Here is a 17656-nt window from a genome sequence, read left to right as displayed (position 1 = left end):
ACTCATCGCCTTATTTGATTTCACCAGCGGATACGTTTCTCTTAGCTTGCAACCGAAGGTCAACCGATACAATGAACACCGCATTAGCACGTTTGCTCTCTAACCACACACTTGAGACCAGTGACATCCTCGAAGCACTTATTACAACATGCAATCAAGATGTCTCAGAATTCGAGCATCTTCACAGCACATTGCAACAATCTCAGCAGCAAATTTCTGCCCTACAAAGCCAAATTAAGCAGCTACAAGACAAAAATCAGCGATTAACTGCTGAGCGTGAGAATCTAACATTGCAACTTCATGCCCTAGAGCAAAGCCAACACCAACAAACAGTCAACGTTAGCACATTAAACGAATACAAAACTCAGCTAGCTGATTTTAAAAGCATTGCTCCGAGTGCAAAAAAGATCAGAGCCAAACTCAAACAGTTGAAAGAGCGCAACCAAGTCTTGCTCAACAAAGCCAATCATAGCCAGTCGCAGTTGCAGCAACTCAAGCAAAAACTTGTTCAACCCAATGCTATTGATGATGCAATCTGGCGCGACAACCACACTTTTGAATGCATTTATCGCCTCAACGAACAGGTCATTTTTAGCTTACATGGTCGAGCAAAAGCCTATACCGGATTTATTTACCTAGATGGCAAAGGCAATGGAAAAGTGATCTGTTTTGAAGCCGACGGCCTCATTAATGTGCCGATGAAAAGTGGCCAAGAGGATACGATTAGTGACAAGGCAGAACGTTTTATGACCGAGTATTTTAAACTGTATCACACCCAATTAGTACACGGTGTACCAGTGTAACTCTGCATTATAGTCGCAGGTAAACGTGCTAAAACGTTATCGACTGCTTATCAATGATGCCCTTGTCGACCAACTGATTAAGCAAATATGCGCTTTTTTCTCGACAGACATCGCGTAATAATCGCACCGCGGGCGTAATTGATTGACGGCTTGGGCAAATAAGCCAAAGCTCACAGCTAATATGAGGGAAGTCTGGCATCACTGGCACGACTCTCTCATTGAGTAAATCATCAGCAAAATCCAACGCCGATTTAACCGCCAGTCCTTTGCCTGCTAAGCACCAACGTCTCACTAAGTCGCCATCATTTGCCGCGCGTCTTCCCTGCATTTTGACTTTATAGGTGTTACTGCCATCGGTAAATTGCCAAACATCATTAATTCGATCTTGTAGTTGATAAAACAAACCTTCATGTTGGCTCAAATCATCAGGGTGGGCGGGGCGAGCATGATGTACTAAATATTCTTGACTGGCACATAATAAGCGCGGCATTTGGCAAATCTTAAAACCATACATAGTCGCATCCGTCGGGGAGCCATAACGCAGTGCAATATCAACCGAATCGCGGTAAAAATCGATATTAGAATCACTAATATGCGTTCTAACACTCAGATTAGGAAACTGATCCATCAGTTCATCAATCCACGGAATCACTAAGTTACGCCCTAAATCAGAAGAAAGCGCGACACGCAACTCGCCTTCAATTTCATCATGCTCGCCTTTAAGATTTTGCCGAGCGTGATCAAGCAAGAGTAACGCTTGCTCACATTGTGGAATGTAACGCTCACCGGCCGCCGACAATCTTAAATGCCGAGTGGTGCGCACAAATAAATCAATTCCGAGCTCAGATTCCACCCGCTTGATAGCGGCACTTGCGGTCGCTACACGCATATCAAGCTTAGTTGCAGCCACCGTTATGCTTTTACAATCAGCGACTTTTAAAATCAGTTTTAAATCTTCAATCTGCATATTATCTAACCTGCACTGAGATTATCTAAAATTTTTTGATAATGATTCAAACATTATGCTGTTTAAGTTAAACAAAGCAAGCCCTACTATAACCCTCATACAGTATCAACATACTGACCCCTAACACGCTAGGCTCGAAAATAAGCTAAGGAACACACTATGACACACCCGATCATTGCAGATTTAAACAAACGCTACACGACTAAAAAATACGATGCGACCAAACGTATTGCACCACAAGATTTAGCCGTGCTCTACGAAGCAATGCGCTTGTCGCCCTCATCAATTAACTCACAACCTTGGAAATTTATTGTGATTGAATCTGATCAGGCTAAACAACGTATGCACGATACATTTGCTAATAAATTTCAATTTAATCAGCCGCACGTTAAAGCCGCTTCGCACGTTATTTTATTTGCCCATCAACCAAAATATAGCCGCAATGATTATGCAAAAGTCATCGATGCCGATATTAAAAATGGCCGAACTCAAGCCGACAATCGTGAGCAAGCGTTTGGTGCCTTTGCTTTTGTGGACTTAAATACCGATGACAATGGCAACAATGCAACATGGACCAAAGCACAAACATACATTGCGCTTGGCAATACTATGCATGCTGCCGCGCGCTTAGGAATTGATTCGACTCCGATGGAAGGCGTTGATGCTGAGCTGATCGGCGAAATTTTTAAAGATGAATTAAATGGTTATGTCTGTGATGTCGCGCTTGCACTTGGATACCATTTACCTGAAGAAGATTACAATGTCGCGTTGCCAAAATCACGACTTGCGGCGCAAGATGTATTACAAGTTATTTAACCTGAGCTTAAGTTAAATAACGGTCCAACATAAGCAATGAACTCTCTATTTATGTTGGTACACTTTAAGCGCATGAGCTTACTGCCATCGCGCTTAAGGTGAATGATAAAGATCTTGCTCATCTATCAAAGCAGACAGTCGTGCCAGCCCTTGCGCAAAGTGTTTGTTGCCAAGCCCTAACCGAAAATAATTACCCGCTAAATCAAATACACTGCTTGGTAAAATCAGCGTATGTTGCTGCTGTGCCAGTGCCACAGCAAGCGTTTCAACAGGCATGGCATGGTTAAATTTAACTAAGGCAAGAGAGCCCGCTTGCGGAGCGTGCCAAGAAAACAAGCCCGCATAAGCGGTAATAAAGCGCTCAAAATGGGCGATATTGTCGCGAATTTGCTGATTATTTTGTGCCAGTATTTGTTCACTGTGTAACAAAGCCACTCGTGCAAGCTGCTCATCCACCGCAGAGCAACAAATTGATGTAAACGTTTTAGCGTTCAGCATATTTTGCAGCAATTCCCGATCTTGCGTAATCGCCCACCCCACCCTAAGCCCAGCTAACCCCAAACTTTTTGACATCACCCCTAAATGAATGGTTTTGTCATACTCGCTAAATAAACTGCTCAATGGCTGCTCTGCGCTATAACCATGAAGCGCCACTTCATCGGCCAAAATATAACAGCTGTACTTGGCCGCCAATTGGCAAATTCGCTCAGCTTGCTGCGCACTTAACACTGTGCCCGTTGGGTTATGTGGCGTATTAACAATAATTAACCGCGTCCGTTCATTGATATGCTCCGCTAAGGCATCAATATCATATTGCCACTTTTGCGATGCTTGCAGTGCAATAGTGTGCACCTTTGCCCCGAGCACTGTTGGTAAATGAGCCAATGATGGATAACAGGGCGTGAATACAATCACCTCATCATCAGGAGACAACAAGCTGCTCATAACCGCAAAAATGGCTTCTTGCGCACCGCAAAAAGTCGCAACTTGCTCAGCATTAAATGGGGTTGAGAGCCCGGCACTGTGAAATTTAGCAATTTGTTCACGTAGCAAAAACGCACCTTGAATAGGTGCATAGCCTAAATTCACTCCTTGTAACGCATTCGGTTGTAATGCGATTAATTCATCAAGGTAGAGACCTTGTGCACACGAATCACTTAAATTAAAACGAATATCCGCCTCAAGCTTTTGTACAAACGCTAAATGCTTAGGTTGTTCAAATGTTAGCGTGGCCATTAATGCTTCCTTAAAAACGGTCAATTAAAACGGCCTCATATAGAGGCCGAAAACAGGCTGAGTGTGAATATTATTGACGCTGCCAAAGAGTCAATTCAGAACACGTTAGTGTGGTTTGGCGAGAGTTAATCCGGTTTGTCTGATTTACCGTGGTCTCAGATAACAGCGTAAACTCTGAGTTTAAATGCTGATTTAAGCCATCGCGTCCGGTAAAGTTTTCACCATTGACTTTAAATCCACCTAACCATTTTTCATGCTCAGTGATGGCTGTTTTCCATTGATAATCATTATTAAGTACCAATATACCAGCCGGGTTTAATCGCTGAGTGAGCGCAGTTAAAAACGCTGCGGGATCATAAACATCGCTGAGCACTAAATTACAAAATATTAAATCATACCCAGTAAATTGAGGTTTTAAATTGTGGCCATCACCTTGATAAAATTCAACTTTAGCAGCAAGTTCATTGAGTTCGAGTTGCTGTGTGGTGACTTCGAAAAACTCGACTAATTGCCCTTCGCTAGGCGGTGCAAAGCGCAGCGGTTGCCCTTCTTTAAATGCCAGCGCATGTTGGATATTACGTGCGGTAAAATCAATCCCATCGACATGCTCAAAATAGCGCGCTAGCTCAAACGTGCCACGCCCTACTGAACAGCCAATATCAAGGGCACGGTGTGTTACCAAATTTTTACCTGAGAACTGCGCCATCATGGTACTCACCGCAGAGACTAAATTATTGACAAATGAGTTATCGGCTTGGCCATAATGGGCTGCGAGCTCATTGGCAATGGTTGCATCCATTTCATAACTCGCAACCGGTTCAACGGGCACATCGGCAGAGTCACTTTCGATGTAACGAAAACCTGCATGCTGGAAAAAGTGACGACGAAAGGCATAACGCGAGTGCATCACCGCTTCATTACCGGTCGATATCCAAGATCCCCCTTTGATTAGGTTATGCTTGCCGTCAAACGTTGGCGTTGAGAAATCATCGTAGAGCGGATGCACTTTAAAACCTGTAAAGCCATCTATTGGGGTTTCTGTCCACTGCCAAACATTTCCAAGGACATCAAACAAGCCATTGGTTTGAAAACGATTAACCGGGCATGATGAAGCAAAAAACTCTAAGTTTGTGTTACCAGGAGCTTCAGACCAAGTAGTGAGATCTTCTGGCTGTGTTTCTCGCATTAACTGCCACTCAGCTTCTGTCGGCAAACGAATGTGTCGGCCAGAACTTTCTGCCAGCCAATTACAAAATGCTTTTGCTTCAAGATAATTGACCTCAACAGGCCAATTAAGCGGTAAAGGTATTTCACTTAATAAATTACGCTGGTACAAAACATCACCGCGTTTAAACCAAAAGCGTGGAAGCTGTGGTTTCATTGAAGCAAGCCACAGCTGCCCTTCTGACGTCCAGTACTGTGGTTGTTGGTAGCCTCCTGCTTCAACAAACGCTAAAAACTCTTGATTGGAGACTAAATACTGACTAGCAGAAAAGTCTGCCACTGCCACTTGCTTCTCACCATATTCATTATCCCAGCCATAGGTTGCGTTGGTATCCGGTTTACCGAGTTGTACCTGTCGACCTGTTTGAGGCACTAAGCTGTTGGTTGGGGCTGATGACGAATCCGGGCAAGGCTGCCAGCCTTCAACAGGCGTTAAATGCTCAAGCCCGAGCATACGAATAATCACAGATGACGTTTCAAGGTGGATACGTTCATGCTCAATACCCATCAACACAATCCACGCTAACGAGTCAGGCTTAATCGGCAAACTCAGTGGCATGGTATCAATGATGTCATTAATTAAGGTGCTAACCTGCTTGCGATACGCCCTGACTTCATCAATCTCAGGCCAATCATAGTTTTCACTGTTGAGATCATCCCATGACATTTCATCGACCCCTACGGCGCAAATCGACTCTAAATGAGGGTTAATCCGCGTATCGATGTACTTACCCAAAATCAATTTGTTGATATAAAACGTTGCGGTATGACCAAAATAAAATACCAGCGGATGACGCAGCGATTCAGCTTTAATATAAAAGGCATCATCCTTGTTAATATTGCTGAACAACGACTCATACTGTGCCCAACTGTTGTTGAAATATGCTTTGATGTGGGCACGTTTTTCTTCAATGTTTGCGCCCGTTAATAGAGGCGGCTTTAAGGTCGTAACAAGTTTAGTCATAGTCATTATCTACTATTTATTTATGTCAGTAATACGGGTTGAGGGTGGTATTGGTTTAGTACGGCCGTTTTTAATCGAACGCTGTCTTCAAGTTGCCAGCCAGAGGTGATGTCGTGTTTCAATGCGTAGGAATAAGCTGCAGCCAAGGTGTCAGATAACCATGTTTGTTGTTCAAACAATGTAATGGCCCCAAGCCCTTGTGCCGAATTGTGCAAAGACTTTGGTAATTGCTGGGCACTAAAAAAAGGGGCCGCAGTGTGGCAGTGAGAGAGTTCAAACAATCCATTTGGATTTAGGTAATGCGATACAGTATTAAATACATTACCAAGGGCAAATAATACGTTGAGATAGGGGTTATAACGCATGCTCGCCGCACCCAATCGATGCTCTATTCGCGCAGTCGCATACCAATCGACTTGGCTGATTAAAGCTTTTTGATCTAGCCCAACAATTAACGGGGTTTCACCCATTAGTTGATTATGTTTGCCATGCTCTTTGTAAAGTGCCACGCTGCCTTGATGCCCCCCCGAGATATCTTCAGGTGAACTTAACTCAGCATCTAATTGATAGTTTTGTTTTAAAGCGAGGCGTTCAAACGCTTCTTCTTCAGGCAAGTACAACAGGCAGCAATCTAAGCTTGATTGTAAAAATTCATGTTGGAGTCGCGCACCAAATTCGGCTTGTGGCACTAAATTACGTCCAAACTGATCATTGACGCTAACATTAACCTGAACAGCATTAGGGATGTGCACCAATTGCATCCCATCGGCAAAAATAGTGTGATTTCCTTTAGCCAAACGAGCCGTGTCACCCGCCCAAAGAACAGGTTTGATATACACCGCTTGGATCCCCTGTTCAAAAAACAAACGGGGTAATAATCGCATGGTACGGGCCAAATCATAAGCTTCAGTGAGTGGATCTTGGCCGTTAAACAACGATACGTATTCCCACTGATTACGCCAATATTCAGGTTTTAGCTCACCGTTAATTCCAAGCATAGCTAAACGACGATTGATCCTAGCCAGATCTGCGGCATTGTGTTTAATCTCAGCGCCAACTTTGAGAGGTTGATACCCTCCTTCGAGCTCAAAATGCACCACAGGCGTAAGGTTCAAATGCTGAAAAATGCACTGGAATAATAAAATGCCTTCTTTGGCCAAGCGACTCACGTCATCCATTTATGATGAGAACCTTTATTTTTAGGACTTTAAAGATTAAAACCCGTCTTGATGACAGTTTTATCATTTGAGCCGACATTCGTTGATTTAAATTACCTTGTTAATACGCTGCTAGACTGACTTTAGTTCACAATCAGCACTGACTCGAATTTTTATGATCATTTTTAAAACCCGCCACGTATCAATCTCCATCAAAATGACCATCAGAGATGCCCATGTTTAGTTTTTTAAAATCAGATCCGACTAAAAAGCTCAAAAAACAATACGATGCTTTGCTCGAACAAGCCATGCATGCACAAAGAAAAGGTGATATTAGGAGTTATTCGATGTTGACCTTAGACGCTGAAAATTTGTGGAAAAAAATTGAAGAGCTTGAACTCGCTAAAAAGTAACCTTTAGCGTTAGAGGCTGTTGTTTAAGTTAAAAAATACCAGCCTCGTTGCACAATTAGTAAAATTCACAGTTTGTTTTTGGCTCTGTTTAAAGCTCTATTGTCATTTTCAACAAAAGACCCCAACCATTCACTTTATTAGCACCATCCTTGACGCCAAATTGCAGGTTGCTTTAAATCACGCCAGTTTATCTGGTATTCATTGAGCGTCATCACCGCTTGAATAATGCAGCGGCTCACCGCTTTGTCTTCATCAAATTCAACTTCGGTAATGGTAAAATGCTTCTCTTTATTTTGAGGCTGCGCTGCGGTCCATTTACTGTGCAACAATGCTTTAGGATTGACTCGGTTCATAATGCGACCCCGCTATGATTGAGCTGAGCGAACATAAATAAGTGGCACACAAATACCACTGAAGTGATTTTAGCGCGCATCTGATGGTACTCTTTGCTAAGGGATGACCACGAATTTAAGCGTTTTTGCAGCATCAACAAACCAATAAAACTCATCGCTAGCCAGATCAGCGCAACCGATTGACTAACAAACACACCCAAGGGCAAAGGCAAGGTAACCAACACCACCATCCACGCTTGGAAATGTGACTGCGTAGGCGCTGGGCTTGGGTTTGCTTGCACTGTTGATAACTGTAAAGGGGGTTGCCACATACTGCCTGCAACAAATGATGCAATGCTTGCGCTGTAAATAATAAAGCTTTGCAGCAACCAAGCTGCTTCTGTAAAAAAGTACCCGCCGGTTAAAAATAAAAATGGCAGCAGACCTAAATAGCCAAGCTGCACATGATGAGAAAAAGACATGGTTTATCACCCAAAAATGGTTACTTCATGCTGGTTAATACGTGGTACAGAGCCGCCACGATCAGCGCTATCGTCGCAAACTATACAGATAAACAAGGTTAATGAGCTGCGCAGCCCATTGATAAATCAATACCTTAGCTACTTATTTCTGACACATAGATGACCACATAAAGTCACATAACCCCGTTATCATGCGCCGTATTCAGGGACGATAAAAGAGGCAGGATGCGCCAAATTAGTCACGCTCACACACCATGAGCGGGTACAAAACTAGGACCACAGATGAAAACCTTACCTTATTGGCTGCTCGGCCTTTTTCCTACCATTGCCATGGCTACACCCGAAGTGCATTACCAACAATGTAAACAGAGTTTTAGCTACTTAGGCACACAATACCAAGGCACCACCAACAAAAACAACGGTGCTAATCAATGGTGTTATTTACAACAGCCTATTGATGGTCAAACATGGGCCAACGTGCAAACCGATACCATTGCCACTTTTACCACAGTAACAGGTAAACATTGCCAAACGCCTTCGACGTATCGAGGTGAAGCGTTTTATGGTTGCTCCACTCTCAATCATGCAAACCCATGGTGTTATGTTGACGATAAAAACTGGGAAGAATGCCCCACCACAGAGCCACAACCGTTACTCACTCATACGCAGCCGTTGCAAAGTAAACGCCTAGACCGCATAGCGTTAGGTTCGTGTTTTAAAACACAAGGGGACATGCCACAAGCGTTAGCAAAATTGATTGGCCAACAACCTGACTTATTTTTATGGCTTGGGGACAACATTTATGCCGACACCACTGACATGGCAGTGATGAAACAAAAGTATGACGACAAAAAGCGTAACCCTGACTACCAAGCCTTTTTAAAAGCCAACATTCCGGTGATGGCGACTTGGGACGATCATGACTTTGGTCGCAACAACGATGGCAAACACTATCCAAAACGAGAGCAAGCCCAGCAAGCCTATTTAAATCACTTTGATGTGCCTGAGGACGATCCCCGCCGCCATCAACAAAGTGGTATCTACGAAGCCAAAATGTTTGGCCAACCGGGAGAAAAAACCCACGTCATCACCTTAGATGCTCGTTATTTTCGCTCTCCAACCTTCAGTAATTATGGTCAATGCGAAGGTGACAACAGCACCATTTTAGGTGAAGCCCAATGGCAATGGCTCGAACAACAACTCAACAAAGAATCAGACATCACTTTTATTGCCAGTGGCATTCAAGTTCTACCGCCTCTGCACCTTGAACGCAGTAAAAATCAATACTGCGCCTATGGTGATGGGGCTGCATTTAATCAGGCCATTGCCGCTTTAAACGAGTCGGAACTATCAGGTACCAGTTATGAATCCTGGGCCGAAATGCCTAGCGAGCGCGAACGATTACTGCGTCTAGTCCAAAAAGCCATTAATCAAGGTAAAACCAAAGCCGTGATTTTTTTATCGGGTGATCAACACTGGGGAGAACTGCTTCAGAAAAATATTCCAGAAAACAAAGCGACAGGTAAACAGACCACGGTTTATGAAATAACCGCATCGGGCTTTGGGCAAAGTTGGCCGTACCATATAGAAAACCCACTGCGTTTACCTGTCTATGCCGATTCAAAAGGTGATGGTAATTACACTAAGCAGTGTCAATTTCCAGCTAACTATGCAGGCGTGGCTTACCAGGGTTGTTTAACTCGGGATCACGATAAACCTTGGTGTTACACCCAAGTTGACAGTAATAACAATGGTGTTGAAGGACAATGGGGACAGTGCGCACCACAAGGGGCAGTTATTCCCACTGGTTTTGTCGGCCAAATCAGCCCAGACATTAATTCGTTAACTACCAGTAACCGTCATTTAATCAACAAGTCAGGGAGTAATTATGGGCTCATCGATATCGACTGGCAACAGCGACATATCACCTTATCTATTGAAACCAGTAAAGATGTAGCAGTCTCAACTGTGATTAAGTTTTAAATGTTGAAGGGGTCATTGACCCCTTTATTTTATAAACGGGCCAAACACTTTATTAATTAACGACAAAAATAATACGGGTAACACAAACCATAAAATTATCGGCGTGATCACCACAAATAGCATTGCTATTAAGCCGGTAATTAACACCCCTATTAACGGCAGTAATACAAATAACACCAAGGCAATCACTGCACCAACAAGTGATAAAGCAACCAAGACCATTAGCGCAATTGCGATCGGGTTTTCGATTTTTCGTTCATTGATAATTAACAGCACACTTGCATCCTTTGTTGTAATAACAAGCCGTTATAGCTTATTGATCAGTTGTCCATTTGTGTTAAGCAATTTATCGCAATAGCTCATCTCGCGCAACACAGCTCCCTTATCACGCATACTTTGCGTGCGCTTGAGCGATACCAACGCAGCTCAATGCTTAGGTTAACTTAATGATGCGGCTATCACTTTGCTGCGTTAAAGCAAATTGATTTTGACCAGCAAAGTAACTGCCATACTAAAATCTTATTTATACTACAAAATAGAATATAAGCTTGCTTCTTACATCATCCACGCTATAGTCACACCATATCATCTACAATGTAGTAATTTATATGACAGAAAAAGAAAAATACTTGGGCGAGTTTGAACAAATGATTTTACTGGCCGTTTTACGCTTAGATCATCAAGCCTATGGCACTACCATTCGCCAGCTATTGGCTCAAGAGATTAACCGCGATGTCACGATTGGCGCGCTGTATACCACCTTAGATAGGTTAGAAAAAAAAGGGTTAATCACCAGTACCTTAGGTGAGGCAACCAATGAGCGTGGTGGACGAGCGAAAAAATATTTTCAGGTATCAGCAGAAGGTCAGCGCGCGTTAAAACGCTCAAAAGATGCCTTGAACAATTTATGGCAAGGCATTGCATTGTCACAGGCAGGTGAGCTATATGAGCCTATTTAATCCTCCCCCTCCACTGATTGAGCGCCTGCTGCGCTGGACGCTACCGGATGAGCTCAAAGATCCGATTTTAGGAGACTTAGCCGAAGAGTTCCAACAAAGGCATCTATCAAACAGTAGCAAGGCACACAGTTGGTACATCCGACAAGCATTAAAAACATCCAATCAATTTATATGGCACACAAAAAGAGGGTTCGTTATGTTTAGTTTAAGTATTGTAGTATTTACTGCTGTTTCTTTAATGGCGTTTTGGTTTGGTAGCGAAGATTTCGGCTTATTTATTGATATTCCTTCGCTCTTACTCATTTTTCCACCGGCATTATTTTTTGCCTTAGCGGCGACCTCAGTCAAAGATATGAAAAATGGCTTGAAGAGCTTAATTAACGATGAGCTAGACTTGTCTCAATTAGAGCTCACCCATGCCAAACAGTTCTTTGATGTGATGGGCAATAGTGCTTTATCAATGGGATTTTTTACAACCTTTATTGGCGCTATCGCAATGGCATCGCATATCAGTGCCGACGCATTTAATCAAGTCTTTGGCCCAGCATTTGCCGTGTGTGTTTTGGTGTTAATGTACAGTTTTGGGTTAAAAACACTGTGTTATGTTGCTGCGCAAAAAATCCAATATAAACGCAACTGCGCTGAATAAATTCAATGCCTTAGTAGGTCATTTGGCGGCTAAGGCATCTTCAATCAATCAAAAATTAGCACGACTTGACCCAGCCAAGACTAAATACATCAATGCCATTTCAAACCTGAATACCAATCTTCAGTCATACAAAAAACCCCATAAAAATGGGGTTTTGATGTTTCAAAAATAGCAAATGATCAATCAACCAAATCCAAAAGTACGAGCCTTTCTTTGGCTAAAAGGTATCGAGCTTGAACATCATCAATTTGCTCTTGAGTCAGTTTTTTGCCAAAGGTACGCAAGCCACCATCAGCGTCATTGTGGTGAATGCCAAACGCATACTTAAGGTATTCTAGTAGCAGAGGCTGCGCATCAAGGTATGAAATAGAGTTCATCGCCTGAGAAATTTTGTTGGCCTCAGCCCATTCGCCATTATTAACATACTCCTGCATGGTCACACTCGCTTTAGGGAAAATACAACCAACACCTGTAATGCCACCGCAAGCACCAGCAAGGCCGGCATGAACAGTCACAGTATCAACACCTGCCAAGATTTTTAACGCGTGGTTTTCTAACATTAACGTTTCAATAGTTGACACATCGGTCGTCGATATTTTTAGCGCTGTAACTTCAGCAAGTGCAGCCAGCTTTCTAAGCAAATCGGTTGAAAGAGCATGATAACCCGCTGCATCTGGGTTGTTATAAGGCATAATGGTTATGCCTGCCTGATTTGCAGCACTTGCCGCTAACGCATAATAGGCATACATTTGTTCATCAGAAGGGGCCTCTTTTGTTTTTGGCGGCATCACCATAACGGTATCGACGCCAACCGTCGCAAGCTCTGTAACGATTTTAGCCAGCTCTTCTTTCGTTTCGGCTGCAGCACCACTGATCAATGGTACATTGAATTCTTTAGCAACCTCAGACAGGGCTTTGAGTAAAGCAAGACGCTGCTGTGTACTAAGATAGCTATTTTCACCTAACGTACCCGAGCCAACAAGCCCGCCCATTCTGGTGCCGCCTTTGCCTTGGACCCTTAAAATATCTGCAGCGTATTGTTGCGTTGCAACAAAATCGATTTCAAGGGCACCAGATGCTGACTCTTTTAGCCATGTAAACACGGCTGGCATAACCGTGTAACGCCAATCTGCACTATTTTTTTCCATCATATTTCCACCACCTAAAAAGTATATTGTATACACTATACCAAATGAATTGGATTAATTAAATTACATTCAGCAAAGTTGTCGTAATATTTATGGTCAATAAAATTGAGTACAGGGTGTCAGTTAAGAACTCGGATTGGTCAGGTATTACTCGTTTTTACACGCAAAGCGGCTTTATTTCAAAAATTTACGCTCTGGGAAAATAAAAAATCTCACGCATGTGCTGCGTGAGATACTTAGCTAAGGCAATAAAAGAGCACGGATAAACTCGTGTTACTACTTTATATAATAACCTGCGGCTTTCCAGTCATCTTCTGTTTGCATAAATGTGACAGTTTCTGTTGCAGTCCCTTTTGTAAACGTTGTGCGATAAATCATCACAGTGTAATCACCTTGCGGTACTTTGGGTAAATCCGACAAGGTTTTTGAATCAATCAACTCTCTGGATACTATGCTACCAAACTGACTGCGCGCAGAACTAAGACTTGAGACCCAAATGTTCTCAGGCACTTGAGACTGCAAATACCCAGATGATGTCAGCCAGCTCTGTTGGTAGAAACCATCATCAATTGTTGTTAACCAATCAGTTACAGCCAACTTATCCACCTCAGCCTTCAGCATCAATGGCAACACTAACAATACACCCAACAGTGCTTTTTTCATCATAACTCCTTTATATTCACATTGTTAATTTTTAAAAGCTCAGTCTCGCACCCTAAAAAAACCTTATACTTGACCATTCACAGCGAGATAAGGCGATTTATGTGTGCAAATACATCTCCAAAGCAACACGTTAATACATTGTGTATTATGATTGTTGTCGCATTTTTTCGACAACCACCTGCGCATTTGCATTACGTGCAGCCGCTGCCACTTCTTTTGGCACAATCGTCTTACCAATCGGCGCGATTGAAATACCAGCCAGCTTTAAATGCTGCAAAGCGAATGGGATCCCAATAATGGTGATAAAACAAGCAATGGCTGAAAACACATGCCCGATTGCCAGCCATAAACCGGCAAAAATAAACCAAATAATGTTGCCGATCACGCCCAGATCTGAAGTGCCAATATCCTCAACCTGAGTTAACTCATCCCGCGCAATCGCTTCTTTGCCAAATGGAAAAAAAGAAAAGCCCGCTATCACAAAACACGCTCGCCCCCATGGAATACCAACAATACTCACAAACGCCAATAACCCAAATAAACACCAAGCGAGACCCATAAATATCCCGCCGAACAAAAACCAAATTAAATTCCCAATTGTGCTCATATTACATCCTTATAGTATTTTAAATTGAACAGTAATAGCGATTAGGTCGCAAGTATCTTATTGGTTTAAAAGAATATACCCAATATAAAAACAGGTCTAGTAATTACTTCTTCGTAGAGATGATATCTATGCTACCTACCAGCATTCGAAATGCACCGAGAGCGTATTGTTCTGAGGTTGTAACCTTCTTAAAATCGTCGTATAGCTTGTTAGTTTTGCTATTAGGATAAAATACATGACACTCATAAATATCTCACGCTTGAAAATAACCTGGTTTTGACAAGGGTTGATAATCCGTGTGAGTGTTAAGGTATTTCAAGTACGGAATTCATCAGAGGCCAGCGGGAGTCAACTCCCGCCACTCTTTTCTTGATAATCTGAGGAAAGAACAGAGCCTGTATATATGTCAGTGCTGATATTTAGCAATTTAGGCTGACACAGAATTCTGAACACCCTCCTTTGTATTGTGTAAACTATCAGCCCTATGAGGGGAATGTTAATCTAATTACCTTCTCACTTGAGTAATTAGGCCTTAGTTATTCAACCCTAAAACGAGAGTTGTACTTCCCAGGCTCTGCTAGCCAATTTGAACAGTTATAATGAACTGACAAAATGATTAACTATCGATTGCTTTATTTCGGGAGCTGTTTCTTGACTGAAACCGTGGCCTGTTTTGTATGAGTTATGAACTACTTTGTATTTAAACTGCTTATTTTTTAAATAAACTTCGATATCGTTAGACATTTGAAATGATGGCCAAACTTGATCATTTTCTGCTGAAATCATCAGTATTGGACCATTGATGTTTTCAAATTTAAATAACGATTTATCAACCTCAGTTTTGTTTTCTAGTGCAATAGTAAATCTGTCGATTAACTTAGCACTTGAATCTAACTCCAACCCAAGAGCTGGAACATCTTGTCCGCCAACTGTCCAAGCTGACTTCGCCACAGTTAGTCCATGCCAAGCAACTTTGCTTGGAGTAGTCACTACCAAAGATTTAATGCGAGAATCCATACTTGCTAATAAAAATGCAGCCTCTGTACCTCTAGAACCAGCAACGACACCAATTTTAGAAGAATCTATTAACGGGTGGGTTTCTAAATAATTAATTGCATTAATGAAATACTCCATTGGTATTTGATCAAGCGTTTGTGCAATACCTTTTTCTTGAAAGTAAGCTAGCCCTAAAACAGCAATACCGTAAGGTGCAATCATTTCACCGTTAGCATTGCCAGTACCTAATCCGCCTTCAGAGCCACCAAAGGCAATAACGACAGAAAGTTTTTTTTCGGTTTTAGGTAAGTATAAGTTTGCAACTAAATTTTTATATTCAACTTTATGTATCCCATATTCGTAATTATCGGCTTTTGATGAAAAAGAAATTAATAAAATAATGATAAATATAAAAGGTATAAATTTACGCATTCTATCTCCTTGAATGTTAACGCCAAGCTAACGGGTTGAGTAATAGTGGGCTACGAGCAGTAAAAAAACCGCTGTTATTTGGTCCTGTGCTTGTTAGCAGGTTATTCATTAAGTAAAGCTAACCCTCATTTGGATTCGATATGATGAATTGAAACGCAGTACCATCTTGCAACGAAATTTCAATCGCATCCGATGTTAACGGAACAATACCTGCACCCTTACCCAAACATTTGTCTACTTTTAAAATTGAATCTCGTTCAATTTTGTGTGGACCAAAGCCAGAATTTTTGTTGAAAGGTTCAAAGGTAACTTCACTTTCAGTTGCCCAAAAATTACCATCTGCTCTAGCCACACCACTTTGAATTGTGGCTATGGTCGATTTGATTGTGATTCCTTGCATAACTGAACCCCTTAATATCAATTTTAACAACTGAGTACCTATTAATTTATAAATTAACTACCAGCGAGTGAATCTACGATCACTCTGATACGTTACGCAGCGATCGCTTGCCATTAAGCAGTAGGCCTATCCACGTGGTTTTAACCATTAATAAATAACTTATTTGACCTATAAGTAAGGTTACAAACACACTGATAATGAATTTTACCAAGACAGGTATATAGGTGTTAATTAATGGCATCTGTATATAAATCAACACAGGCACATGTATTAAGTAAATCCAATATGAGGCATCTGAGATGCTTCGACTGATCTTGCTTTCGTGATTTAAAAAACGATGCCCTAATAAAAACGTTATTGCTGTTAACAAGATGATACTAGTGACTTGAGTTATAACATGCAATACGTGTTGTTGGCCTGCTGCAAAATGGCCTGTGGTGGCAGCGGCAATTACTTCATCTAGGGTTGGCGCTGTTTGTAATAAAGAAAAATAAGCAACGAGAGATGAAGCCGCCCCTGCGGTAATAAGCCATAAATACTTATGATATGACGAAAGTAGATGTTGTTTTTTATAAAGCCCAGCGCCCAGTAAATAAAGGCTGCCGTAAAAGCCATACGACCATAGCTGTGGTGTGAGTTTATCGGGCGCAGGAAATGGAATGGGTTGCCCCAATAACGAAAACGTTAATAAAATAGGAATAATTACCCAAATAAATACCGGGTGAGTCGAAAATTGATCGAGCTTATTTCCCATTAGGTTACTTTTCTTCAGCAACCAATGAATTACACAGAACTGAAACAAACTCCATAAAAACCATAAGTGCATAGTACTGATTACAGGCTCTTGTATTACTTGAAATACTGCAAAAATCGGCGGTAGTGGCTCTGCAATACCTGCTCCAAAGCTTAATGCATGGTAATAAACCGCAAAGCTCAAGGGTAAAAAGATAATAAAAGGAAGTAAAATGTGTTTGCTACGCTGGCGTATAAATAACGCGGTATTAGATGTTGCGATTAATAACGCACTGCAAAACCCTGCAATTATAAAAAACAACGGCATGCGGAATAAGTGCAGCGTATGCGTAATATAGTCAAATACGCCATGGGTGCTTGGGTCGGCCGTAAACCAAATATTGCTAAAAAACGGGCTGTAGGCTAAAGCGGCATGAAATACGATGCCTAGTATTAGCGCAAGGCTTCGCAAATTATCAATGTAATGTAAACGACTGTCTTTATTCATTAGTATGCCCAACTAATATCCTGTATTAATAGCAGCATACGTTAATGAGGTGGTTTGGCACTAGTCACAAAACTCATAGCGAGCGCTATGACAGATGTCACTGTTTTTACAACGCTAGTTCTGCAATGAAAAAATACAAAAAAAAAATACATGACAGCCATAAATATCTCATTGATTTTAATTAA

Annotated in this window: 19 protein-coding genes; 6 read left to right on the top strand and 13 right to left on the bottom strand. The window is 41.8% G+C overall.

Going from position 1 to position 17656, the window contains the following annotated elements:
- Window positions 1-71: 71 nt before the first annotated feature.
- Window positions 72-803 carry a hypothetical protein gene (locus PULV_RS19210; protein ID WP_193332798.1) on the top strand — a complete coding sequence of 244 codons (732 nt, stop codon included), beginning with the start codon at window positions 72-74 and terminating at the stop codon, window positions 801-803.
- Window positions 804-831: 28 nt separating this feature from the next.
- Here the strand turns inward: PULV_RS19210 and PULV_RS19205 are convergent, their stop codons facing one another.
- Window positions 832-1770 (bottom strand): LysR family transcriptional regulator, encoded by a 939-nt coding sequence (locus PULV_RS19205; RefSeq protein ID WP_086745366.1) that lies wholly within the window; start codon window positions 1768-1770, stop codon window positions 832-834.
- A gap of 159 nt (window positions 1771-1929) precedes the next feature.
- Between PULV_RS19205 and PULV_RS19200 the strand changes: the two genes are divergently transcribed.
- Window positions 1930-2586, top strand: a complete 657-nt coding sequence (locus PULV_RS19200; RefSeq protein WP_086745365.1) for an NAD(P)H-dependent oxidoreductase — start codon at window positions 1930-1932, stop codon at window positions 2584-2586.
- 93 nt (window positions 2587-2679) lie between these two features.
- On the opposite strand, the gene PULV_RS19195 is transcribed toward PULV_RS19200, so the two are convergent.
- From PULV_RS19195 to PULV_RS19185, 3 genes are all read right to left on the bottom strand, one after another.
- A complete protein-coding gene (locus tag PULV_RS19195) occupies window positions 2680-3822 on the bottom strand; it encodes a pyridoxal phosphate-dependent aminotransferase (RefSeq protein ID WP_193332797.1) in 1143 nt (380 codons plus the stop codon).
- A gap of 70 nt (window positions 3823-3892) precedes the next feature.
- Window positions 3893-6010 (bottom strand): 5-histidylcysteine sulfoxide synthase, encoded by a 2118-nt coding sequence (gene ovoA / locus PULV_RS19190; RefSeq protein ID WP_193332796.1) that lies wholly within the window; start codon window positions 6008-6010, stop codon window positions 3893-3895.
- 20 nt (window positions 6011-6030) lie between these two features.
- Complete coding sequence (locus tag PULV_RS19185) at window positions 6031-7188, bottom strand: hypothetical protein (RefSeq protein WP_193332795.1); 1158 nt, start codon at window positions 7186-7188, stop codon at window positions 6031-6033.
- 215 nt (window positions 7189-7403) lie between these two features.
- Here PULV_RS19185 and PULV_RS19180 point away from each other — a divergent pair, with 215 nt between their 5' ends.
- Entirely contained in the window at window positions 7404-7580 is a 177-nt protein-coding gene (locus PULV_RS19180; protein WP_140372871.1) for a DUF6435 family protein, read from the top strand.
- A 137-nt stretch (window positions 7581-7717) separates the two neighbouring features.
- Here the strand turns inward: PULV_RS19180 and PULV_RS19175 are convergent, their stop codons facing one another.
- Window positions 7718-7933, bottom strand: a complete 216-nt coding sequence (locus PULV_RS19175) for a TIGR02450 family Trp-rich protein (RefSeq protein WP_193332794.1) — start codon at window positions 7931-7933, stop codon at window positions 7718-7720.
- On the bottom strand, window positions 7930-8394 hold the full coding sequence (locus PULV_RS19170) for a DUF3429 domain-containing protein (protein ID WP_086745360.1): 465 nt from the start codon (window positions 8392-8394) through the stop codon (window positions 7930-7932). Before PULV_RS19170 ends, PULV_RS19175 begins: the two co-directional genes overlap by 4 nt.
- A 282-nt stretch (window positions 8395-8676) precedes the next feature.
- Between PULV_RS19170 and PULV_RS19165 the strand changes: the two genes are divergently transcribed.
- Window positions 8677-10377, top strand: coding sequence for an alkaline phosphatase D family protein (locus tag PULV_RS19165; protein ID WP_193332793.1), 1701 nt, complete (start codon window positions 8677-8679; stop codon window positions 10375-10377).
- 24 nt (window positions 10378-10401) lie between these two features.
- Here the strand turns inward: PULV_RS19165 and PULV_RS19160 are convergent, their stop codons facing one another.
- Window positions 10402-10653 carry a hypothetical protein gene (locus tag PULV_RS19160; protein WP_086745358.1) on the bottom strand — a complete coding sequence of 84 codons (252 nt, stop codon included), beginning with the start codon at window positions 10651-10653 and terminating at the stop codon, window positions 10402-10404.
- 332 nt (window positions 10654-10985) lie between these two features.
- Here PULV_RS19160 and PULV_RS19155 point away from each other — a divergent pair, with 332 nt between their 5' ends.
- Window positions 10986-11336: a PadR family transcriptional regulator gene (locus PULV_RS19155; RefSeq protein WP_193332792.1), complete on the top strand. Its 351-nt coding sequence runs from the start codon at window positions 10986-10988 to the stop codon at window positions 11334-11336.
- Window positions 11323-11985 carry a hypothetical protein gene (locus PULV_RS19150; RefSeq protein WP_193332791.1) on the top strand — a complete coding sequence of 221 codons (663 nt, stop codon included), beginning with the start codon at window positions 11323-11325 and terminating at the stop codon, window positions 11983-11985. The genes PULV_RS19155 and PULV_RS19150 overlap by 14 nt, the downstream gene beginning before the upstream one ends.
- 179 nt (window positions 11986-12164) lie before the next feature.
- On the opposite strand, the gene PULV_RS19145 is transcribed toward PULV_RS19150, so the two are convergent.
- The 6 genes from PULV_RS19145 to PULV_RS19120 form a co-directional block, all read right to left on the bottom strand.
- A complete protein-coding gene (locus PULV_RS19145) occupies window positions 12165-13133 on the bottom strand; it encodes a dihydrodipicolinate synthase family protein (protein ID WP_193332917.1) in 969 nt (322 codons plus the stop codon).
- Between the two features lie 276 nt (window positions 13134-13409).
- A complete protein-coding gene (locus PULV_RS19140) occupies window positions 13410-13796 on the bottom strand; it encodes a DUF4019 domain-containing protein (protein ID WP_193332790.1) in 387 nt (128 codons plus the stop codon).
- A 145-nt stretch (window positions 13797-13941) separates the two neighbouring features.
- Window positions 13942-14403 carry a YccF domain-containing protein gene (locus PULV_RS19135; protein WP_086745352.1) on the bottom strand — a complete coding sequence of 154 codons (462 nt, stop codon included), beginning with the start codon at window positions 14401-14403 and terminating at the stop codon, window positions 13942-13944.
- A gap of 594 nt (window positions 14404-14997) precedes the next feature.
- On the bottom strand, window positions 14998-15831 hold the full coding sequence (locus PULV_RS19130; protein WP_193332789.1) for an acyl-CoA thioester hydrolase/BAAT C-terminal domain-containing protein: 834 nt from the start codon (window positions 15829-15831) through the stop codon (window positions 14998-15000).
- Window positions 15832-15949: 118 nt separating this feature from the next.
- A complete protein-coding gene (locus PULV_RS19125; RefSeq protein ID WP_193332788.1) occupies window positions 15950-16231 on the bottom strand; it encodes a hypothetical protein in 282 nt (93 codons plus the stop codon).
- Between the two features lie 79 nt (window positions 16232-16310).
- Window positions 16311-17471 (bottom strand): acyltransferase family protein, encoded by a 1161-nt coding sequence (locus PULV_RS19120; protein ID WP_193332787.1) that lies wholly within the window; start codon window positions 17469-17471, stop codon window positions 16311-16313.
- Window positions 17472-17656: the final 185 nt, after the last annotated feature.

The organism is Pseudoalteromonas ulvae UL12, assembly GCF_014925405.1.
GTDB lineage: Bacteria > Pseudomonadota > Gammaproteobacteria > Enterobacterales > Alteromonadaceae > Pseudoalteromonas > Pseudoalteromonas ulvae.
The sequence above is the reverse complement of the archived record's forward strand: the minus strand, read 5'-3'. Positions and strand labels throughout refer to the sequence as shown.

Coding starts and splice junctions, on each gene's coding strand:
- PULV_RS19210 (WP_193332798.1), top strand. CDS start 72: ATGAACACCGCATTAGCACGTTTGCTCTCTAACCACACACTTGAGACC.
- PULV_RS19205 (WP_086745366.1), bottom strand. CDS start 1,770: ATGCAGATTGAAGATTTAAAACTGATTTTAAAAGTCGCTGATTGTAAA.
- PULV_RS19200 (WP_086745365.1), top strand. CDS start 1,930: ATGACACACCCGATCATTGCAGATTTAAACAAACGCTACACGACTAAA.
- PULV_RS19195 (WP_193332797.1), bottom strand. CDS start 3,822: ATGGCCACGCTAACATTTGAACAACCTAAGCATTTAGCGTTTGTACAA.
- ovoA (WP_193332796.1), bottom strand. CDS start 6,010: ATGACTAAACTTGTTACGACCTTAAAGCCGCCTCTATTAACGGGCGCA.
- PULV_RS19185 (WP_193332795.1), bottom strand. CDS start 7,188: ATGGATGACGTGAGTCGCTTGGCCAAAGAAGGCATTTTATTATTCCAG.
- PULV_RS19180 (WP_140372871.1), top strand. CDS start 7,404: ATGTTTAGTTTTTTAAAATCAGATCCGACTAAAAAGCTCAAAAAACAA.
- PULV_RS19175 (WP_193332794.1), bottom strand. CDS start 7,933: ATGAACCGAGTCAATCCTAAAGCATTGTTGCACAGTAAATGGACCGCA.
- PULV_RS19170 (WP_086745360.1), bottom strand. CDS start 8,394: ATGTCTTTTTCTCATCATGTGCAGCTTGGCTATTTAGGTCTGCTGCCA.
- PULV_RS19165 (WP_193332793.1), top strand. CDS start 8,677: ATGAAAACCTTACCTTATTGGCTGCTCGGCCTTTTTCCTACCATTGCC.
- PULV_RS19155 (WP_193332792.1), top strand. CDS start 10,986: ATGACAGAAAAAGAAAAATACTTGGGCGAGTTTGAACAAATGATTTTA.
- PULV_RS19150 (WP_193332791.1), top strand. CDS start 11,323: ATGAGCCTATTTAATCCTCCCCCTCCACTGATTGAGCGCCTGCTGCGC.
- PULV_RS19145 (WP_193332917.1), bottom strand. CDS start 13,133: ATGGAAAAAAATAGTGCAGATTGGCGTTACACGGTTATGCCAGCCGTG.
- PULV_RS19140 (WP_193332790.1), bottom strand. CDS start 13,796: ATGAAAAAAGCACTGTTGGGTGTATTGTTAGTGTTGCCATTGATGCTG.
- PULV_RS19135 (WP_086745352.1), bottom strand. CDS start 14,403: ATGAGCACAATTGGGAATTTAATTTGGTTTTTGTTCGGCGGGATATTT.
- PULV_RS19130 (WP_193332789.1), bottom strand. CDS start 15,831: ATGCGTAAATTTATACCTTTTATATTTATCATTATTTTATTAATTTCT.
- PULV_RS19125 (WP_193332788.1), bottom strand. CDS start 16,231: ATGCAAGGAATCACAATCAAATCGACCATAGCCACAATTCAAAGTGGT.
- PULV_RS19120 (WP_193332787.1), bottom strand. CDS start 17,471: ATGAATAAAGACAGTCGTTTACATTACATTGATAATTTGCGAAGCCTT.